The sequence below is a fragment of the Ruegeria sp. 6PALISEP08 genome, assembly GCF_001238295.1.
GTDB lineage: Bacteria > Pseudomonadota > Alphaproteobacteria > Rhodobacterales > Rhodobacteraceae > Ruegeria.
This window is the reverse complement of sequence record NZ_LGXZ01000009.1, coordinates 43,252-61,712: the sequence shown is the minus strand read 5'-3', so window position 1 is coordinate 61,712 and position 18,461 is coordinate 43,252. Positions and strand designations below refer to the sequence as shown.

The window sequence follows — 18,461 nt, the reverse complement described above, 5'->3', positions numbered from 1 at the left end:
CGAAAAATCGGGACAACGGACCAAGTTTTGTATAATGGAAGGTCATTGTTCTCAAATTTCCGTATGGAGCGACGCAAATGAACTTTCCTGATCTGGATCGGTTCGATCGGTCGATTCTGAGGATTCTGGCCGAAGATGGCCGTATCTCGGTCGCAGATCTTGCGCGCGAGATTGGTTTGTCGAAATCTCCGACGCAAGCACGGCTGAAGCGTTTAGAGGCAAATGGTGTGATCAAAGGCTATCGGGCGATGCTGGACCCGATCCGTTTGGGGTTGGATCATGTGGCTTTTGTCGAGGTCCGTCTGACCGACACCCGTGAAAAAGCCTTGGCCGAGTTCAATGCCGCCGTGTGCAAGATCGCTGAGGTGGAACAGGCACATATGATCGCTTCGAACTTTGACTATCTTCTGAAGGTGCGCACCGCCACCATGTCGGAATATCGCCGCGTTCTGGCTGAAAAGGTCTCTGCCATGCCGCATGTGGCCAGCACGTCCACCTTTGTGGCGATGGAGGCGGTGAAAGAAACGGGGATGGTCGGGACCATAACTGAAGCCGGGTGAGGGGTTTGAACCTGACTTGAAGATGTCAGGATGCGGCTGCCCAGCTGGCAAAAGTAGCGCGCAATTGATAACCGACCAGTAACCGCATTGGACGGTACAGTTCCGCCTTTTTGTCTTTTACCGAGACAAAATCCGACGCTTTTCGGCCATGGCTTCGCGGCGGCGTTGCTCGATCCCGAGTCTGAATGATTCCTCGACAAAATCGATATGGTCGGTGGCTGCTTTTTCGGCACGCGCTTCGTCGCCGTCGATCACGGCGCGACCCAATTCAAGATGCTGTTGCAACAGCTTTTCCCCGGTACCGTCAATCGTGCGCAAAAAATCGCGATTGTAGAACACTCCCTTGCGGGTCAATTCGTAGATCGACGCCATCATATGTATCAGTGTTGCGTTCTGGCTGGCATCGACGATTGCAGAATGCAGCGCAAAGTCTGCCTCTTGCGAGGCCCTGGCGTCTTGCTCCTGCCACGCACGCTCGTTTTCGTCGAGGATTTCCGAGATTCTCTCTTTATCGGCCTTGGTGGCGCGATGCGCGGCAAGGCGGGCTGCAAACCCTTCCTGTTCGCGGCGATATTCCAGGTAATCGAAAAAAGCAGGCTCGTGGCGTTCATATAGCGCAAGAAGCGCTGGCATCATGGCCTGTCCGGTCAGGGCCGCGACGAATGTGCCTTCGCCATGTTGTGTTGTAACCAGACCGCGTTCTTCCAGAACCTGAAGGGCTTCACGCAGCTTTGGGCGCGATACGCGCAACATCTCGGCCAGGTCGCGTTCCGAGGGCAGTTTTCGACCCTGTTTCAGGATGCCTGAAGCGATCAGGTCTTCAACTTGCGCAACCACCGCTTCGGACAGCGATTCGTGTCCAACAGGTTCAAATATCGCCGTGGTGCTCATGATCTGATGCCCTGTGTGATGCTCGAAACTCAATTTAACTGGTAAATAAACATAACCATTTTGGTCGTAAATTCAAGCTTCGGAACATGTGCTCGCAGAATTCCTCAGGTGTCTGGTTGTGAACAAAAATTATGCAACACGCTGCCTAAATATACGGATTCTGTCGATCGCAGTTCCTTCAAACAAGCTCCCTACTTTCATCCGTGGCTGCCTCCAGTGGTAAAGAAAGTTGTTGACTGGAAATTAATGGTAAAGTTAGTTTACCACCGGAGCGGCGCTGGAAGAGCCTGCGCCAATGATCGGGGCAAAGTCCCGACCTACCCTGGAGGAGATTTCATGAAGAAGACCCTGACGAGCCTGGCCGTGGCCGCCAGCATTCTGGCTGCACCTGCGGTTGCCGCTGACAAACTGCTGCTGAAAACACCGATTGCCTTTTCGACCGAACTGCCAGGCCTGGGTTCGCCGATCCCACGCGTGGCTGATCAGTTGGAACTGATGTCGGGCGGAACGCTCAAGATGAAAGTGTACGAGCCGGGCAAATTGGTTCCGCCGTTCGAGATTTTGGACGCAGTGTCCACCGGCAAGATCAACTCAGGCTACACCACCGCAGGCTATTGGGCGGGTAAAATCCCGGCTGCGCCTCTGTTTTCGGCCGTGCCCTTTGGCCCCGAGGCGGGTGAATACATGGCGTGGCTCTACTATGGCAACGGCATGACCCTGTATCAAGAAATGTATGATCAGGCCGGTTTCAACGTCAAAGTTCTGCCTTGCGCCATCATCGCACCGGAAACCTCGGGCTGGTTCGCGTCCGAGATCAACTCGCCCGAAGACCTGAACGGCCTGAAAATGCGCTTCTTCGGTCTGGGCGGTAAAGTGATGCAGAAACTGGGCGTGGCGACTTCTCTACTACCAGGTGGCGAGATTTTCCCTGCGCTGGAAAAAGGCGCGATCGACGCGACCGAATTCTCGATGCCCGCGATCGACGCGCGTCTGGGCTTCCACAAGCTGGTCAAGTTCAACTACTTCCCTGGCTGGCACCAGCAGGCGACCGTTTTCGAACTACTGATCAACAAGGATGTCTGGAATGAAACCAGCGATCAGCACAAGGCGATCATCGAAACTGCCTGTAAGGCATCGATGGCAGACAGCTTTGCCGAAGGTGAAGCGATTCAGCACGCTGCCTTGATCGACAATGTTGAAAACAACGGTGTCACCATCAAACAGTGGTCGCCCGAAATGCTGGATACTTTCCGCGCGACCTGGGACGAGGTCGCTGCTGAAGAAGCCGCAAACGATGCCTTCTTTGCGCAAGTTCTGGCCGACATGAACGAGTTCCGTGACGGTTACAGTCTCTGGAAGACCAACGCCTTCCTCCCTCGTCAGTAAGCTCTCTCTCACTGACGATACCGGGGCGGCCCAATCCGCCGCTCCGGTTCTTATTTCTGAACTTCGGACTTTCTAACCTTTCACTGCCCGCGCTCCGGGCTGCTGAGCGAGGAATGACCATGGCCACCCAAAACAACCTCAACGATCCGGTCGAAGCCTATGAGGGCATCCTGGAACACCCGGAAACCGACCGCCAGAAAATCGCCGTTGCAATCGACACCGGGGTCAAGGCGGTGGGTCATGTGGTCATGTGGGCGAACATCCTGCTGATGGCTGCGATCTTCAGCCAGGTTTCGCTACGCTACCTGTTCAGCCAGAACTATCCCAAGCTGGACGAGATTCAGTGGCATTTCTACGGCATCGTCACGATGATCGGCATTTCCTATGCCTTGATCACTGACAGCCATGTCCGCGTGGACGTCCTGCATATGCAGTTATCGCGCCGCGCGCAGCGGATCATCGAGGTGATCGGCATTCTGACCCTGCTGACCCCATTCATCTATCTGATGATCGATCAGGGCTACGACTATTTCTACGAAAGTTTCCGCGTCAACGAACGTTCGGATAGCCCCACCGGCCTGCCTGCGCGCTGGGCCTTCAAGGCGGTCATTCCGATCAGTTTCATTCTTCTGGCGCTGGCCGCGCTGGCGCGGTTGATCCACGACGGTCATGCTTTGCTCTACGGACCGGCATCGGAACGAGAAGGCGCACCGCTGCGACGTGTCCTGCTGGTGTTGGCCGTGTTTGCTGCGGTTTGTGTTGGCCTGACCTTCCTTGTCGAAACGACCGAGGAAAAGCTGGTCATCGCGATGTTCCTGACCTTCATCGCGCTGCTCTTCACCGGATACCCGGTGGCCTGGGTGCTGGCCGGTGTCGGCGTTGCCTACTGCGGTCTTGCCTATCTGTTCGACAATGATCTGATGTTGTGGACCGGGCTTGAAAGCACCTTTACCGGGCTTGATTACCTGACCCTTGGCGCGGTTGTGAACCGGGTCTATGCGACCATGTCGAACGCGGTTCTTGTGGCCTTGCCGATGTTCATCTTCATGGGGCTGATGCTGGACGAATCCGGAGTGGCCGAGCGTCTGATGTCCTCGATGCAGCGCCTGTTCGGGACGGTTCGGGGTGGTCTGGCGATCACCGTGACCCTGATCGGAATTATTCTGGCGGCCTCAACGGGCATCATCGGTGCATCCGTCGTGCTGTTGGGTGTGCTGTCACTGCCCTCGATGATGCAGCAGAAATACCAGCCAACTTTGGCGGCCGGTGTGGTTTCGGCCTCGGGGACGCTGGGCATCCTTATCCCGCCCTCAATCATGCTGGTGATCATGGCTGACCAGATGGCCCTGTCGGTTGGTGATCTGTTCATGGCCGCCGTCTTCCCCGGCGTAATCATCGGTGGCCTGTACCTGACCTATATCTTCCTTCTCGCGCTAGTGAAACGCGACGCGGCCCCGGTTCCTGAAGGTGCAAAAGCTCCCGACTGGGCCGCCGTCAAGGACGTGCTGGTCGCGGTCATACCGACGCTGATGCTGATCCTCGCTGTGCTGGGCTCGATCTTTGCCGGTCTGACGACGCCGACCGAAGCTTCGGGCATCGGTGCGCTGGGGGCGACGCTGCTGGCGTTGGGATATCGCAAACTGACATTTACCAAGCTGTGGAACGTGTTGGTGTCGACCTTCAACACCACCGCCTACATCTTTGCGATCTTCCTTGGCGCAACCGTCTTTTCTTACGTCCTGCGCGAACTTGGCGGAGACGAACTGATCGAGCATGTGGTGCAATCCACCGGGTTCGGGGCCAACGGCACGATCCTGTTCATCCTGTTCATCGTCTTCCTGCTGGGCTTTGTGCTGGACTGGATCGAGATCACGCTGATCGTTCTGCCCCTGATGCGCCCCATCGTGAACGGGCTGGGCATCGACATCCCCGGATTTGGCGTTCTGGATGAGCCAGCACTGGTGTGGTTCGTGATCCTGGTTGCTGTGACGCTGCAAACCAGCTTCCTGACGCCGCCTGTGGGCTTTGCATTGTTCTATCTCAAAGGTGTCTGCCCGCCAGAGATTAAACTGACGCATATCTACAAGGGCATTATCCCCTTTGTCCTGCTGCAATTGACCGGTCTGGCGCTGGTCTTCCTGTGGCCGACCCTCGCCACCTGGCTTCCGTCGGTCGCCTACTAAGGAGCTTTGGTCATGCGTCTGAGCCAATGTCATAACTTCCACGACTTCCGGCGGCTGGCCAAGCAGCGGCTGCCGGGGCCAATCTTTAACTACATCGACGGTGGATCGGATGATGAGGTGACGTATCGGGAAAACACCAATGCGTTCGACCGGTGTGATCTGTTGCCCTCAGTCCTGCGCGGTGTGTCCGACGTGGATATGTCGGTAACAGTGATGGGTCAGAAACTGGACATGCCGGTCTATTGCTCGCCCACCGCGTTGCAGCGTCTGTTCCACCATCAGGGAGAGCGCGCGGTTGCGGCAGCGGCGGAGAAATACGGGACGATGTTCGGTGTCTCTTCTTTGGGCACCGTGTCGCTGGAGGAATTGCGGCAGAAACACAAGAATCCGCAAGTCTACCAGTTCTACTTCCACAAGGATCGCGGGTTGAACACCGCCATGATGCAGCGCGCCAAAGAGGCGGGGGTCGAAGTCATGATGCTGACTGTCGACAGTATTACCGGTGGTAACCGCGAGCGTGATCTGCGTACCGGGTTTTCGATCCCGTTTCGGCTGACGCTGGGCGGCATGATCCAGTTTGCAATCAAGCCGATGTGGGGGATCAATTATGTTACCCACGAAAAGTTCCGCCTGCCACAGCTGGAAGAGCATGTGGATATGGGCGGTGGGGCAAGCTCGATTGGTGGGTATTTCACCGACATGCTTGATCCATCGATGAACTGGGATGATGTGGCGCAGATGGTACGCGACTGGGACGGTCAGTTTTGCCTGAAGGGGATAATGACCGTCGAAGATGCCAAACGTGCCGCCGAGATCGGTTGCACTGGTATCGTCCTGTCGAACCACGGTGGCCGTCAGCTTGACGGGTCGCGCACACCGTTTGATCAACTGGCCGAGATCGTAGATGCCGTTGGTGACAAGCTGGATGTGATGATGGACAGTGGCATCCAGCGCGGAACTCATGTGCTGAAGGCGCTGTCAATTGGGGCCAAAGCCGTAGGCGTCGGGCGGCACTACCTGTATCCGCTGGCTGCGGCAGGGCAGGCGGGGGTCGAACGTTCCCTTGGTCTGATGCGCGCCGAGATCGAGCGCGACATGAAACTGATGGGCGTCACCAGCGTCGACCAACTGAGCCGGGACAATATCCGTTTTCGTAACGCCTGAACCCGAATTGGGGGCCGATATGACCAATGACGAATTGATCAAGCACTTTCGGTCTATTATTGGATCGAGCCACGTCCTGACCGGTGAGCGCGCGACCGAGCGGTTTCGGCGTGGGTTCCGTTCGGGCGAGGGCGAGGCGCTTTGTGTCATTCTGCCGGGTTCTCTGTTGGAGCAATGGAAAGTGCTGCAAGCCTGCGTGGCGGCAGACAAGATCGTCATCATGCAAGCTGCCAATACCGGCCTGACCGAAGGGTCGACCCCGTCGGGCAGCTATGACCGCGATGTGGTACTGATCAATACTCGGCGGATGGACACACTGATCCCTCTGAACAATGGCGAGCAAATCGTAAGCTTTCCGGGTGCAACCTTGTTTGCGCTGGAAAAACTGCTGGCCCCAATGGGCCGCGAGCCGCATTCGGTGATCGGATCATCCTGCATCGGTGCGTCGATTGTGGGCGGGGTTTGCAATAACTCGGGCGGGTCGCTGGTGGAACGTGGCCCGGTCTATACTGAACTGTCCGTTCACGCCCGGATCTCTGAGCAGGGCGAGCTGGAACTGGTCAACCATCTGGGCATTGATCTGGGCGACACGCCCGAGGAAATCCTGGCAAGCCTCGACGCCGGGACCTTCGACCGCAACCCTGGGGCCACGAACAAACGCGCCTCGGCCAGCGATTACGCGCAGATCGTGCGCGAAGTGGATGCGGAAACACCGGCCCGCTTCAACGCGGACAAGGCCAAGCTGTTCGAATCTGCGGGTTCGGCGGGCAAGCTGGCGGTCTTTGCTGTGCGCCTTGATACCTTTCGAAAAAACGAGGCCGAAAGGGTGTTCTATATCGGGACAAACGACCCGGACGATCTGGCGGCTTTGCGCCGCCACATCCTGTCCAGGTTCAAATCACTGCCCATCTCGGCCGAATACATGCAGCGCGAAGTGTTCGACATCACCGCGAAATACGGCAAGGACACGGTTGTGATGATCGACAAACTCGGTACGGATCGCTTGCCGTTTTTCTTCGCGATGAAAGGCGCGGTTGATGCGCGGCTTCGACGCATCCCGTTTCTCGGCAATTTTACTGACCGGTTCATGCAGATGGCCGTGGCGCTTTGGCCGCGTGTTCTGCCGAGGCGGATGGTCGAATTCCGCGACAAGTATGAACACCACCTGATCCTGAAAATGAAAGATGACGGTATAGCAGAGGCTGCCGCTTGGTTGCCTGACTTCCTGAAAGACCGTGACGGGGGTTTCTTTGAATGCGATGTCCGCGAAGCCAAGATTGCTGGCCTGCACCGTTTCGCAGCTGCCGGAGCCGCCGTGCGTTACATGGCGCTGCATAACTCGGACGTAGAAGACATTCTTGCGTTGGATGTCGCGCTGCGCCGTAATGATCACGACTGGTTGGAAAAGCTTCCGCCCGAGATCGAGGACCAACTGGTGCACAAACTCTATTACGGCCACTTCATGTGCCACGTCATGCATCAGGATTACATCGTCAAAAAGGGTGCTGACCCCAAGGCGTTGAAGGCGGCGATGCTGAAGCTGTTTGACGAACGGGGGGCGGAATACCCGGCTGAACATAATGTGGGTCATCTGTACAAGGCCAAGCCTGATCTGGCGGCGCATTACAAGCGCTGTGACCCGACCAATTCGTTCAACCCCGGCATTGGGAAAATGTCGAAGACGAAGTACTACCAGTGAGCGATCTTCACGCGGTACGCTGACGTTTGTGAAAAGCATCCAACAAGCTGTTCCCGTTGTCGAAAAACGCCCCTTCACCAACCAGATCGGTTACGCCGTATCGATCCAGCTCGGTCTTAACGTTTGGCTCTATAAGTGTGAAAACCAGACGAATGTCGTTTTCCTTCAAGAACCCGGCCATGCTGCGCAGGGCGTATCCGGCGGTAAAATCGATCTCATCGATGGCCGACGCATCAATGCAAAACCATTCAGGTTTGCTGTCTGAGCCTTGCACAACGGCCGTGACCTCATCCGTGAAACGCTGCACATTTGCGTAATACATGCCGTGTGAGAACCGATAGATCACAAGGCCGGGTTCAAATTGATTTGGCTCGGCCAAGTCTTTCGAATGCCAACCTCCGGTTTCGGTTTTAACTATCACTGCGTTCTTCGGGCGATACCCCCGGCGGGTGTGGTCGATCAAAGAGAAGACAACGGCAAAGATTATGCCCTGTTCAACGCCCACCAGAACAACCACGGCTGCTGTTGCGGTGGCCACCCAGAACTCGGACCGGGCTTGTTTGTAGATCGTGGCCAGACCACGCAGATCGATCAGTTTCAAGCCGATCAGGAAGACGATGGCCGAAAGGGCCGCTGTGGGCAGATAGGCAAGCGGTTTGGTAAGAAACAGGATCACCACGAGGACAATGGCCACGGTGGTCAGTTGTGCCACCTGACTGCGGCCACCGGCGCTGGCGACCATTTCGGTTTTGGTAGGGCTGCCATTGACCACAAATGTGCCGGTGAATGCCGCACCGAAATTGGCAAGGCCCAGCCCGATCAGGTCTGTGTTCTCGCTGAACTTCTCGTCATATCGGGCTGCGTAAGCCCGCGAGGTCGCGGCGCTCTGTGCCAGAATGACCACGAATATGGACAGCGCCGTGGGCAGGAGTTGCTTGAACAGGTTCCAACTCCAATTCACGTCCGGGAGCGAGAGTGCGGGCAGGCCACTGGGAACTGCCCCTAACAGGGCAATGCCGACCGTTTCGAAAGAAAAGGCCCAGCTGCACAGGATCACCCCTACAATTGCGAACAGGGGACCGGGGATTTTTCGCGACAGCATTGTGCAGGCGACAACAACGCCGAGCACGGCGGCGGAGACAAACACAGTCGGCCAGCTGATATGAGCCATGTTCAGATACACGTCGTTCAATCGCGCAAGCGTTCCGTGACCGCTGGACTCGATCCCCATTAAGCCGGGTATTTCGCCTGTGGCGACCTGTATGCCAACGCCGGTCAGGAATCCGACCAGTACAGTTCGCGACAGGAAGTCGGCCAGAAATCCAAGCCCGATGATCCGCGCACCGATCAAAAGCACGGCCGCCATCAGCGCCAGCAGGGACGCCAAAGCCAGATATTCCGACGAGCCCGAGACCGCCATGCCCGCCAGCGCCGAGGCCGTGATGGCCGCGGTTGCCGAATCGGCCCCGACCACCAGATGCCGGGACGAACCGAACAGGGCGAACAGGGCCATGGGAATCAGGATCGTATAAAGCCCCGTAATGACCGGTGTGCCCGCGATTTTGGTGTAGCCCATGACCTCTGGTATCGCGAGGCAGGCAAATGTCAGCCCGGCAAGCATCTCGGTTGGAAGACGCGACCGGTCAAAAGGCAGCACGCCCTGCAGCACCGGCAATGGCGATAATTGGGGATTTCTGCCCGGGTTTTCCATGGGTTATCTTTTACCCGATTTGTTATGCGTTGCGGTCTTGCTTATCAAAAGAGCGTCGGGGCAAAAATTAAGCAAGGCATGATGGGCAAATCGCGAGGTTTCTGCGGTCGTTTTCGAAAGTTTTTCCGGGAAATTTACGCGACTACGGGAAACCCCCAATTTCGCGCGGGGCCTATCAGGGGTAAACATGACTTACCGTACTTACCACACAAACACACGGTAATTACTTTCCCCGATGAGGGGCTGGTCATACCCCCTCGGCCGGCCCCTCTTAACTTTTTGGGTTGAGAGAATCTGCACATCGAAACCGCGCCAAAATGCGAAAAGGTACTTCTGTTCGCCGTTAATCTTTGACCAATTCAGCCACAAGGGTCGGCAGATTTTGTGATGCGTCATAGGCCACGGTGTGTGGGATTTCTTCGACAGATGTCTTTCGGTACCCTTCCGTGAACAACAGAAACGGGATGTGTGCACGCTGGGCGGTTTCAGCGTCAACTTCGCTGTCACCGACAAACAGGCGTGGCCCAGAAAACGGGAGCGCATCGAAGCTTGCAAACAGATGCCTGGGGTCTGGCTTCCGGGTCGGCAGGCTGTCGCCTCCAAGTACCGCGTCGAAATGCCGGGACAAGTTCAACGCCTCAAGCACATGCCGCGCTGGCGCTTCGGGCTTGTTGGTACAGACGCCCAGAACACACCCCATCTGTCGTAAAGCATCCAGCGCTTCGGGGATGCCGGGGTAGGGAATGGTCGTTTCACTGGCGGCGGCATTGTAATGCTTCAGCGTCAACTGTGTCAGTTCCGAATGGCGATCCAGCGGCAGTTCGCAATGCCGGATCATGCGCTCGACCAGTTTGGGTAGGCCATTGCCAACGAATCCCTTAATGACGTCATGCGGCAGTGGATCGCGCCCAACGTCGTCCAGCGTGCGGTTGGCCGCTGCGGCCAGATCGCCCAGGCTGTCCACCAGCGTTCCGTCCAGATCAAAAACAACTGCTGCGGTCATATTTTGCACGCCTTTCAATGTTCAGCCCAAGACCTAACGTGCCTTGTTTTGCGGCGCAATCTCTTGTGTTGAAACGACACTTGACAAACCTTACTAAAATAATCAGATTAAGCGTCAGGAACAGAAAGCCAGCCCTTTCGGGGTCAGCCAGATCACATGAAACGCGATAGATATGGCGCCACGCCGAAACGCTCTGGAGATGTCCCGATGAACGTACAGAACCCGACTCCAACCCAAGGTTATGCTGTCTCGATGCTTCCCGCGCATAAGGCCGAAGATCTGACCAAGGGTGGCAACCTGGCCCATATCGAACTGGGCGACCAGCTATATACCCTGCGCATCACTCGCGCAGGAAAACTGATCCTGACGAAATGAGCGCGCCTTCAATGCGGGGCGGCGCAGCGGTTGGCCGCCTTGCCGACCTCGACCCTATCGAAGCGGGCGCGGTGATGTACCTGCGGATGTGGAGCGAGGGTGAGGGCGGTCGGACCGATGCAGCCAGTGACTTCCAGATCGCTTTGGGTGCAGATTGCGGAGAGGCCGCGATGTTGACGCTGGACCGATTGTGTTCCCTATGCGTGGCCTATGGTCGTCGCCCCCTGATCCGCCATGGGCTGAAATGCGCGTGCCTGGGTGCGGATGAGAATTGCTTTGCCCAGATGATAGCCGCCGCGTCCGAAGGTGCGCGTGAAGACGCGATGATGATGGCATCTCTGATCGTACGCCCGGATTTTGCGCCTGCGCTTGCCTCGTTATCAGAAGAGTTGGGCCTTGCTCTCAGGCGCATGACTGTTGCGTTCAGGATCCCGACAACCGGTCACCATACCCCCTCGGCCGTTCTCCACTGATCCCCGGTGCAGAACGGCTTAACCCCGGCATCGCGCCGGGGTTTATTTGTTTAGCAACATCCGCATCCTGCGTTGTGATGATCATGATCGCAAACCGGGGCAGGGGCGCAATCGCCCACCTCTGACAAAACGTCCCGCAGAGCCCACAAGATCATGTCCACATCCTCGGCCTCGATGGTTAGCGGCGGGCGGATTTTCAGGATGTTGTCCTTCGGTCCTTCACTGCCGATCAGAATGCGATGATCGCGCATCCGGTTTTTGACATAGCTGCATATCTCGGTGCCTTCAGTCCCATCTGGGTTGATCAGTTCCACACCAAGGAACAGTCCCATACCCCGCACATCGCCGACGCAATCGAAATCGGCTTCGATCTGGTGCAGCCCGGTCATCAGGCGCTCACCCATTCGGGCGGCATTGTCCTGCAACCCTTCGTCGTCGACGATATCCAGCACCTCTTTGCCAATCCGGCAGGACAGGGTTGATCCGCCAAAGGTCGAAAAGAACTCGATCCCATTGTTGAAGCTGTCGGCAATTTCCTTGGTTGTCACCAGCACACCCAAGGGGTGCCCATTACCGATGGGTTTCCCCATGACCACGATATCAGGCAGCGCGCCCTGGTGTTCAAAGCCAAAATAGTTCTCGCCCAAACGCCCCAGACCTGTCTGCACCTCGTCGGCAATGCATACACCGCCGGCAGCGCGGATTTTTTCATAGACCGCAGGCAGATAACCCTTTGGCGGAATGATCTGGCCACCGACCGACGGGAAGGTTTCCGCGATGAACCCGGCCACACCTTGTCCTCGGTCCAGCAAGGCCGCAATCGCAGGATCCACAAGATCGGCAAACTTCTGCGCCCGGTCCGCATCGTCGCGCTTGAACGACCCGCGGTAGTCATCCGCAACCTCGACCAGCTCAACCCAGTCGGCTTTGCCGATGCCACCGGGTTTGTTGAACTTGTAGGCCGAAATGGCCACCGCCGCGTTGGTATTGCCATGATAACCATGATCCGGCGTCACGATCCCTTTTGCACCGGTATGGGCGCGGGCCAATCGCAGAGCCAGTTCATTGGCCTCAGTGCCTGAGTTGACAAAGAAGCAAACCTCGAAGTGATCCGGCAGTTTGGACAGGATCTTGTCGGCAAATTCCGTTTGAGCCGGGTGCAGATAACGGGTGTTCGAGTTCATCCGCCTCAGCTGATCCGCCGCCACGGCCTGAATGCGCGGATGCGCATGGCCGACATGGGGGACGTTGTTATAGGCGTCCAGATAGGGGCGGCCCCATTCGTCGAACAGATGATGCTTCCACCCACGCACCAGCATGACCGGATCGTCATAGGTCAGCGACAGGTTGCCGCCAAAGTGATCGCGGCGCCCCTGCAGGATCACTTGCTTGTCGGTGGGTTGATAGAACACCTTGCCATCCGGCAAGTTCAGCAATGCCGCCGGGTTCGGGCAGACCGCGTTCCACAGCTCCATTTCGTCGGGATCGCCGACACCGGGCCAGTCCGCCTCCATGCCATCGGTGGTCAAAGCCAGTTGGAAATGCACATGCGGCGCCCATCCGCCATTCTGGCTGGCATCGCCTAGCCGGGCAAACGCTGCCCCTTGCGCAACCGGGTCGCCGGGTTTCAGCCGCTCACAGAACTCCGGGTCCAGATGGCCATAGAGTGTATAGAACGGATCGCCTTCGGGCGTTTCGTGGTGCAGGATGATCACACCACCGTAGTCGAGGTGATTGTCCCGGTTCTCTACCACTTCAACACGCCCGCTCATCGGCGCGTGCAGCACCGTCCCGGCGGGCGCAAACACATCCACCGCCAAATGCACCGTTCGCCGGTCCGAGGCTTTCCACGGCCCCTTGCGGAACCCCGGCTCGGCATAGATCAGGCGGGGCTCGTTATAGTAACCCAGCCACAGACCCTCGCCGTATTCCTCACCCACCCGCGCGGCCTCGGCCAAAGGCATGTGGAACGGATTCTGAGGCCAGACGCAGTTTTCAACGGACAGCGATCCCATGGGCACATCGCTCAGATCCTGACCGAACATGTCGGCAAAATGACCCCGGTGATCCTGCAGATAGGTGTGGATGCGTTCAGCCCCATCGACGACAGGCAAGCCACAGGCCGCCCGCAACCGCGCCGACATCAGCCCGCCATTGACCGAGGCGTTTTCAAGGAAACGCCACGCCGGAGCCTGAGAAATGGTCACGTAAGGATCATCCGGGTTCTCAGCCGCCATCAGGGTCGAGTTGACGACCGATACCGCAAGTCGCATCCTCAGCAACGGCCAGATCAGGTCAACTTCACTCGTGCTTAGCCGGTTGGCCGCGTGAAAGCCCTTTACCAGCGCGGCCAGCGCCAGTTCCGGATTGGGATGGTCCAACACGATGTAAGCCCCGGCAATTGCCAGATCGCAGACGCGCGGCGCCGCGCACATGTCGCCCAAATCAATCAGGCCCGAGATCCGCCGACGCTCGCCCAATTCCCCTTCGACCAGAATGTTATAGTCATTGGCGTCGTTGTGGATGGCCTGTTTCGGCAGATCCCCGAGCGCCCCCGAGATCGCTGAGAACTCTGCGAAAATCTCGTTCAACAAAGCCCGCCGGGTAGGGTCTGAAATGATATCCAGCTTGTCCGCAATCCAATCGGCCTGCGTCAGATCCCACTTGAAACCGTTTCGGTGCAACCCCTCATGCACGAACCCTTCCAGGGCCCGATCGGTCGCCCCGAGAACGCGCCCCAGCTTCAGGATCAGCTCTTCGGACTTCGGCGCAGACTTCGCGTAACACTGCCCCGGCAAGCATTCCAACAGCCACACCAGTCGGGACAGCCGCTCAGAATCCGTAATCTCCGGCAGCATTGTGCCGTTCAAATCGGGGAACACCTTGGGAAATGGCAAACCCGGCGCTTCTGACGCGACATGGGCAAGCGCCTGTATCTGCAAATCTACCAGATCCGCCTCGCAGCCCGCCCGCATGACTTTCAGCACATAGTCCTGACCATTGGTGGCCTGTACCAGAAAGTTCAGGTCATATTCACCATCCAGCCGCGTCAACCGTGCGTCCAGTCCCCAGTGCTGACGCAGCGCATCCGCCCAGAACTTCACCAATTCGCTCATGTCGTTCTCCGTCCCGCTACACCCGGGATTCTTTAGTCCAATGCGCGCAGCCGTTTGAACAGCGACGACGTATCCCACCGCCCACCGCCAAGTTTCTGCACATCTTTGTAAAACTGATCGACCAGCGCGGTCACGGGCAGTGAGGCACCATTGACGTTGGCCGCATCCATGCAAATACCCAGATCCTTGCGCATCCAATCCACGGCAAACCCATAGTCAAAATGATCGTCCAGCATCGTCTCGTGGCGGTTCACCATCTGCCAGCTTCCGGCCGCGCCCTGGCTGATCACCTCAACAACTGCACGTCCGTCTAATCCCGCTTTCTCGGCAAAATGCAATGCCTCGCTGAGGGCCTGAACCAAACCGGCTATGGCGATCTGGTTACACATCTTGGTCAACTGGCCCGCGCCGCTGTCACCAATGCGGCGACAAATCTTCGAATAGACCTCCATCAACGGCTCAGCCGCATCATAGGCGGCCTGATCTCCGCCGCACATTATGGACAGAACCCCGTTTTCAGCCCCAGCCTGACCGCCCGAGATCGGGGCGTCGACAAAGGCGATCCCCTTCGAGGCTCCGGCTTCGTAAAGCTCTCGCGTGACGTCTGCCGAGACTGTTGTGTGATCGACGAAGATGGCCCCGTCGGACATGCCCTGAAACGCACCGTCCTCGGCTGAGCAGATCATGCGCAGATCGTCGTCATTTCCCACGCAGGCCATTACGAATTCCGCGCCTTTGACCGCATCTTTCGGAGTCGCCCCCATGGCCCCACCATGCTGCGCCACCCAGGCTTCGGCCTTGGCGGTTGTGCGGTTGTAGACGGTGACGTCATGACCTGCGGCCTGCAGATGTCCGGCCATGGGATAGCCCATGACACCAAGGCCAAGGAACGCGACTTTTGCCATTTTGTGATCCTCTCCGCTGTTCGGTCGGCACGTGTGACCGAATTGTCTGGCGAAGACAAAGCAAAGCTGCACGCAAAGGGCAACCCCGTGTCAGCTTTTCCCGCCCAGATCCTGCAGGATCGGGCAATCGGGCCGGTCGTCTCCGGCGCAGGCGTCGACCAGGTGGCTTAGCGTATCACGCATGGCTTTCAGGTCGGCGATCTTGGCCTCGATCTGCGCCAGATGATCCCGCGCCACCCGTTTCACATCAGCGCTGGCGCGGGTTTCATCCTCGTAAAGGGCCATTAGGGTCCGGCAGTCCTCGATGGTAAAGCCAAGCGCACGGGCGCGGCCCAGAAAGTTCAGCTTGTGCACGTCCTGATCGCGAAACCGACGATAGCCGTTGTCATCGCGCATCGGTTTGATCAGGTTAATGTCCTCATAATACCGGATCGTCTTGGCGGGCAGGCCGGTGCGGGCAGAGACATCTCCGATATTCATGCGTGCACCTCCTTGGTGGCTGTGGCTGCGGTTTCCGGCACGCTGGCGCGAACGCGACGCAAACGCAGCGCGTTCGAGACCACAAACACGCTGGACAACGCCATCGCGCCCGCCGCCAGCGCCGGGGACAGAAGATGACCGCCGAACGGGTAGAGGGCACCAGCAGCGACCGGGATCAAGAGAACGTTATAGCCAAAGGCCCATCCCAGGTTTTGCCGGATGTTCCGCATTGTCCGACGGCTGATTTCTGTTGCATTGGCAACGCCGCGCAGATCACCGGACATCAGCACAACGTCGGCCGTTTCGATAGCCACATCCGTACCCGTACCGATTGCGATGCCGATATCTGCAGATGCCAGCGCCGGAGCATCGTTGATACCGTCACCTACAAAAGCCAGCGTTCCGAATTGACCCCGCAAGGCCGTGATCGCATCTACCTTACCATCGGGCATTACTTCGGCGGTGACGTGATCTATCCCCAGCCGGTCGGCCAAAGCCTGCGCCGTGCGCGCGTTGTCTCCGGTGACCATGGCTACGGTCAGCCCCATCTGGTGAAGCCGTTCCAGCGCCTCTTCGGTGCCGGGCTTGATCGGATCTGACACAGATAACGCAGCTGCGGCCCGCCCATCGAGGGCGACGAACAACGGCGTTGCCCCTTCGGCGGCGCGGGCCTCTGCCTCTTCCACTAAGGATCCAAGTTCGATCCCCCGTTGCTGCATCAGCCGGTGCGACCCGATCAACACATCCCGTCCTTCAACCTGTCCTTGCACGCCAAGGCCGGTAAGCGACCGCACATCCGAAGCCTCTGGCAGAGTCGCGGGACCGGCTCGGGTGATGGCCGATGCAATCGGGTGCTCCGATCGTGCCTCAAGCGCGGCGGCGAGTCGTACAACCTCATCCCGGTCAAAGCCATTCGCCGTGGTTACGCTGTCCAGTTCCGGACGGCCGAGGGTCAGAGTTCCGGTTTTATCCATCGCGATGACACGCGCCTGCTGAAGCTGTTGCAGAGCATCGCCTTTGCGGAACAGAACCCCCAACTCCGCTGCGCGCCCGGTGCCCACCATGATCGACGTGGGCGTGGCCAGTCCCATCGCGCAGGGGCAAGCGATGATCAGCACCGAAACACCTGCGACCAATGCCAGCGGTAGGGCGGGACTGGGACCGAAGATCAGCCAGATTGCAACAGTGATCACAGCAACAAGGATCACCGCAGGGACAAAGCGATAGGTGATCCGATCCACCAGACCCTGAATAGGCAGCTTGGCCCCCTGTGCCTGCTGCACCATGCGGATGACCTGCGCCAGCACCGTGTCGCCACCCACGCGCGTGGCACGTACCCGCAAGGCACCAGTGCCGTTCACGGTGCCCCCAACAACAGGCGCACCCGGAGATTTGCCGACAGGCACCGGTTCACCCGTAATCATGCTTTCATCGACGTAAGAGGTTCCCTCGATCACGTCGGCATCCACCGGCACACGTTCGCCGGGACGGATGTGCAAGATATCTTCGACAGTGATTTCGGCAATCGGGCGGTCCTGTATCTGACCGTCAACTTCGACACGTGCGGTTTTGGGCTGCAGACCCACCAGCTTCCGGATCGCCGCCCCGGTTTTGCCTTTGGCGCGTGCCTCCATCAACCGGCCCAACAAGATAAGGACCACGATCACGGCAGCGGCCTCGAAATAAACATTGGCTGTACCTTGCGGCAGCAAGCCTGGGGCGAATGTGGCCACCACGGAATAGAGGTACGCCGCCCCGGTCCCAAGCGCGACCAGCGCGTTCATATCTGGCGTGCCTTGCAGCAGGGATGGGATACCCATGCGGTAAAACACACGCCCAGGCCCGATCAGCAGGGCTGAGGTCAGGACAAATTGTATAAGCTGGCTGGATTGCGCGCCGATGGTTGTGTGCACCCAGTGATGGAAGGCGGGGATCATATGCCCGCCCATCTCAAGAATGAAGACTGGCAGGGCGAGAACGGCCGCCAGTATCGTGGTACGGGTCAGTCTTTGAATTTCGTCCTCTTCACGGTTTTCAGGTTCTGAAACGTCTTGAATCCGCGCGGGATAACCAACTTCGGTTATCACCTGAGCCAGTGACTCTGGCGTTGTTGCACCCGTTGCATAGGTCACCGTGGCAGTCCGGGTTGCCAGATTGACCCGTGCGTCGATGACACCGGAACTGGAGGTCAGCGCACGTTCGATCTTGGCCACGCAGGACGCACAGGTCATACCGTCGATGCTCAGATCGGCCTGACTGGTCTCAGCCGGATAACCTGCCGCATCCAGCGCTTCGGTCAAGGCCGACGCCGGTCCGTCAAAAACCACTTGCGCGGTTTTGGTTGCAAAATTGACAGAGGCATCTTCAACCCCCGGAACGTCCCGAAGGGCCGCTTCGACTCGGCCTACACAGGACGCGCAGCCCATGCCGGTAACTTTAAGTTCTGTCAGTGACTCTTGCGCCATGCGACTCATCCCGCAGGTTTCTTTGCCCTCCAAATGGGGGTTCCAGTGAC

General features: G+C 58.1%; 14 protein-coding genes. 7 read left to right on the top strand and 7 right to left on the bottom strand.

The window, feature by feature from the left end; genetic code table 11:
- The first annotated feature begins 77 nt into the window (after nucleotides 1-77).
- Nucleotides 78-560: an Lrp/AsnC family transcriptional regulator gene (locus ALB80_RS14235; RefSeq protein WP_050604754.1), complete on the top strand. Its 483-nt coding sequence runs from the start codon at nucleotides 78-80 to the stop codon at nucleotides 558-560.
- Nucleotides 561-677: 117 nt separating this feature from the next.
- Here ALB80_RS14235 and ALB80_RS14230 read toward each other — a convergent pair whose 3' ends face one another.
- The gene (locus tag ALB80_RS14230; RefSeq protein ID WP_172677897.1) at nucleotides 678-1,451 is read right to left on the bottom strand and encodes a FadR/GntR family transcriptional regulator; all 774 of its coding nucleotides are present in this window, start codon (nucleotides 1,449-1,451) and stop codon (nucleotides 678-680) included.
- Nucleotides 1,452-1,787: 336 nt separating this feature from the next.
- On the opposite strand from ALB80_RS14230, the gene ALB80_RS14225 reads away from it, so the two are divergent.
- From ALB80_RS14225 to dld, 4 genes are all read left to right on the top strand, one after another.
- A complete protein-coding gene (locus ALB80_RS14225; protein ID WP_050604753.1) occupies nucleotides 1,788-2,837 on the top strand; it encodes a TRAP transporter substrate-binding protein in 1,050 nt (349 codons plus the stop codon).
- Between the two features lie 119 nt (nucleotides 2,838-2,956).
- Nucleotides 2,957-5,020: a TRAP transporter large permease subunit gene (locus ALB80_RS14220; RefSeq protein ID WP_050604870.1), complete on the top strand. Its 2,064-nt coding sequence runs from the start codon at nucleotides 2,957-2,959 to the stop codon at nucleotides 5,018-5,020.
- Between the two features lie 12 nt (nucleotides 5,021-5,032).
- On the top strand, nucleotides 5,033-6,184 hold the full coding sequence (locus ALB80_RS14215; RefSeq protein ID WP_050604752.1) for an alpha-hydroxy acid oxidase: 1,152 nt from the start codon (nucleotides 5,033-5,035) through the stop codon (nucleotides 6,182-6,184).
- 19 nt (nucleotides 6,185-6,203) lie between these two features.
- Nucleotides 6,204-7,883: a D-lactate dehydrogenase gene (gene dld / locus ALB80_RS14210; protein WP_050604751.1), complete on the top strand. Its 1,680-nt coding sequence runs from the start codon at nucleotides 6,204-6,206 to the stop codon at nucleotides 7,881-7,883.
- Nucleotides 7,884-7,890: 7 nt separating this feature from the next.
- On the opposite strand, the gene ALB80_RS14205 is transcribed toward dld, so the two are convergent.
- Nucleotides 7,891-9,594, bottom strand: a complete 1,704-nt coding sequence (locus tag ALB80_RS14205) for a SulP family inorganic anion transporter (RefSeq protein WP_050604750.1) — start codon at nucleotides 9,592-9,594, stop codon at nucleotides 7,891-7,893.
- Between the two features lie 343 nt (nucleotides 9,595-9,937).
- On the bottom strand, nucleotides 9,938-10,597 hold the full coding sequence (gene gph, locus ALB80_RS14200; RefSeq protein ID WP_050604749.1) for a phosphoglycolate phosphatase: 660 nt from the start codon (nucleotides 10,595-10,597) through the stop codon (nucleotides 9,938-9,940).
- Between the two features lie 207 nt (nucleotides 10,598-10,804).
- Between gph and hemP the strand changes: the two genes are divergently transcribed.
- Together hemP and ALB80_RS14190 are read left to right on the top strand one after the other, a co-directional pair.
- Nucleotides 10,805-10,972, top strand: a complete 168-nt coding sequence (gene hemP, locus ALB80_RS14195) for a hemin uptake protein HemP (RefSeq protein WP_083445319.1) — start codon at nucleotides 10,805-10,807, stop codon at nucleotides 10,970-10,972.
- Complete coding sequence (locus ALB80_RS14190; RefSeq protein ID WP_050604747.1) at nucleotides 10,969-11,445, top strand: hypothetical protein; 477 nt, start codon at nucleotides 10,969-10,971, stop codon at nucleotides 11,443-11,445. Before hemP ends, ALB80_RS14190 begins: the two co-directional genes overlap by 4 nt.
- Nucleotides 11,446-11,495: 50 nt before the next feature.
- Here the strand turns inward: ALB80_RS14190 and ALB80_RS14185 are convergent, their stop codons facing one another.
- The 4 genes from ALB80_RS14185 to ALB80_RS14170 are packed head-to-tail and all read right to left on the bottom strand — an operon-like array spanning nucleotide 11,496 to nucleotide 18,411.
- Nucleotides 11,496-14,561 carry an aminotransferase class III-fold pyridoxal phosphate-dependent enzyme gene (locus tag ALB80_RS14185; protein ID WP_050604746.1) on the bottom strand — a complete coding sequence of 1,022 codons (3,066 nt, stop codon included), beginning with the start codon at nucleotides 14,559-14,561 and terminating at the stop codon, nucleotides 11,496-11,498.
- Between the two features lie 32 nt (nucleotides 14,562-14,593).
- Complete coding sequence (locus ALB80_RS14180; protein ID WP_256364024.1) at nucleotides 14,594-15,538, bottom strand: NAD(P)-dependent oxidoreductase; 945 nt, start codon at nucleotides 15,536-15,538, stop codon at nucleotides 14,594-14,596.
- 18 nt (nucleotides 15,539-15,556) lie between these two features.
- Nucleotides 15,557-15,946 (bottom strand): Cu(I)-responsive transcriptional regulator, encoded by a 390-nt coding sequence (gene cueR / locus ALB80_RS14175; RefSeq protein ID WP_050604744.1) that lies wholly within the window; start codon nucleotides 15,944-15,946, stop codon nucleotides 15,557-15,559.
- Nucleotides 15,943-18,411, bottom strand: coding sequence for a heavy metal translocating P-type ATPase (locus ALB80_RS14170; RefSeq protein ID WP_050604743.1), 2,469 nt, complete (start codon nucleotides 18,409-18,411; stop codon nucleotides 15,943-15,945). The genes cueR and ALB80_RS14170 overlap by 4 nt, the downstream gene beginning before the upstream one ends.
- Nucleotides 18,412-18,461 lie beyond the last annotated feature (50 nt).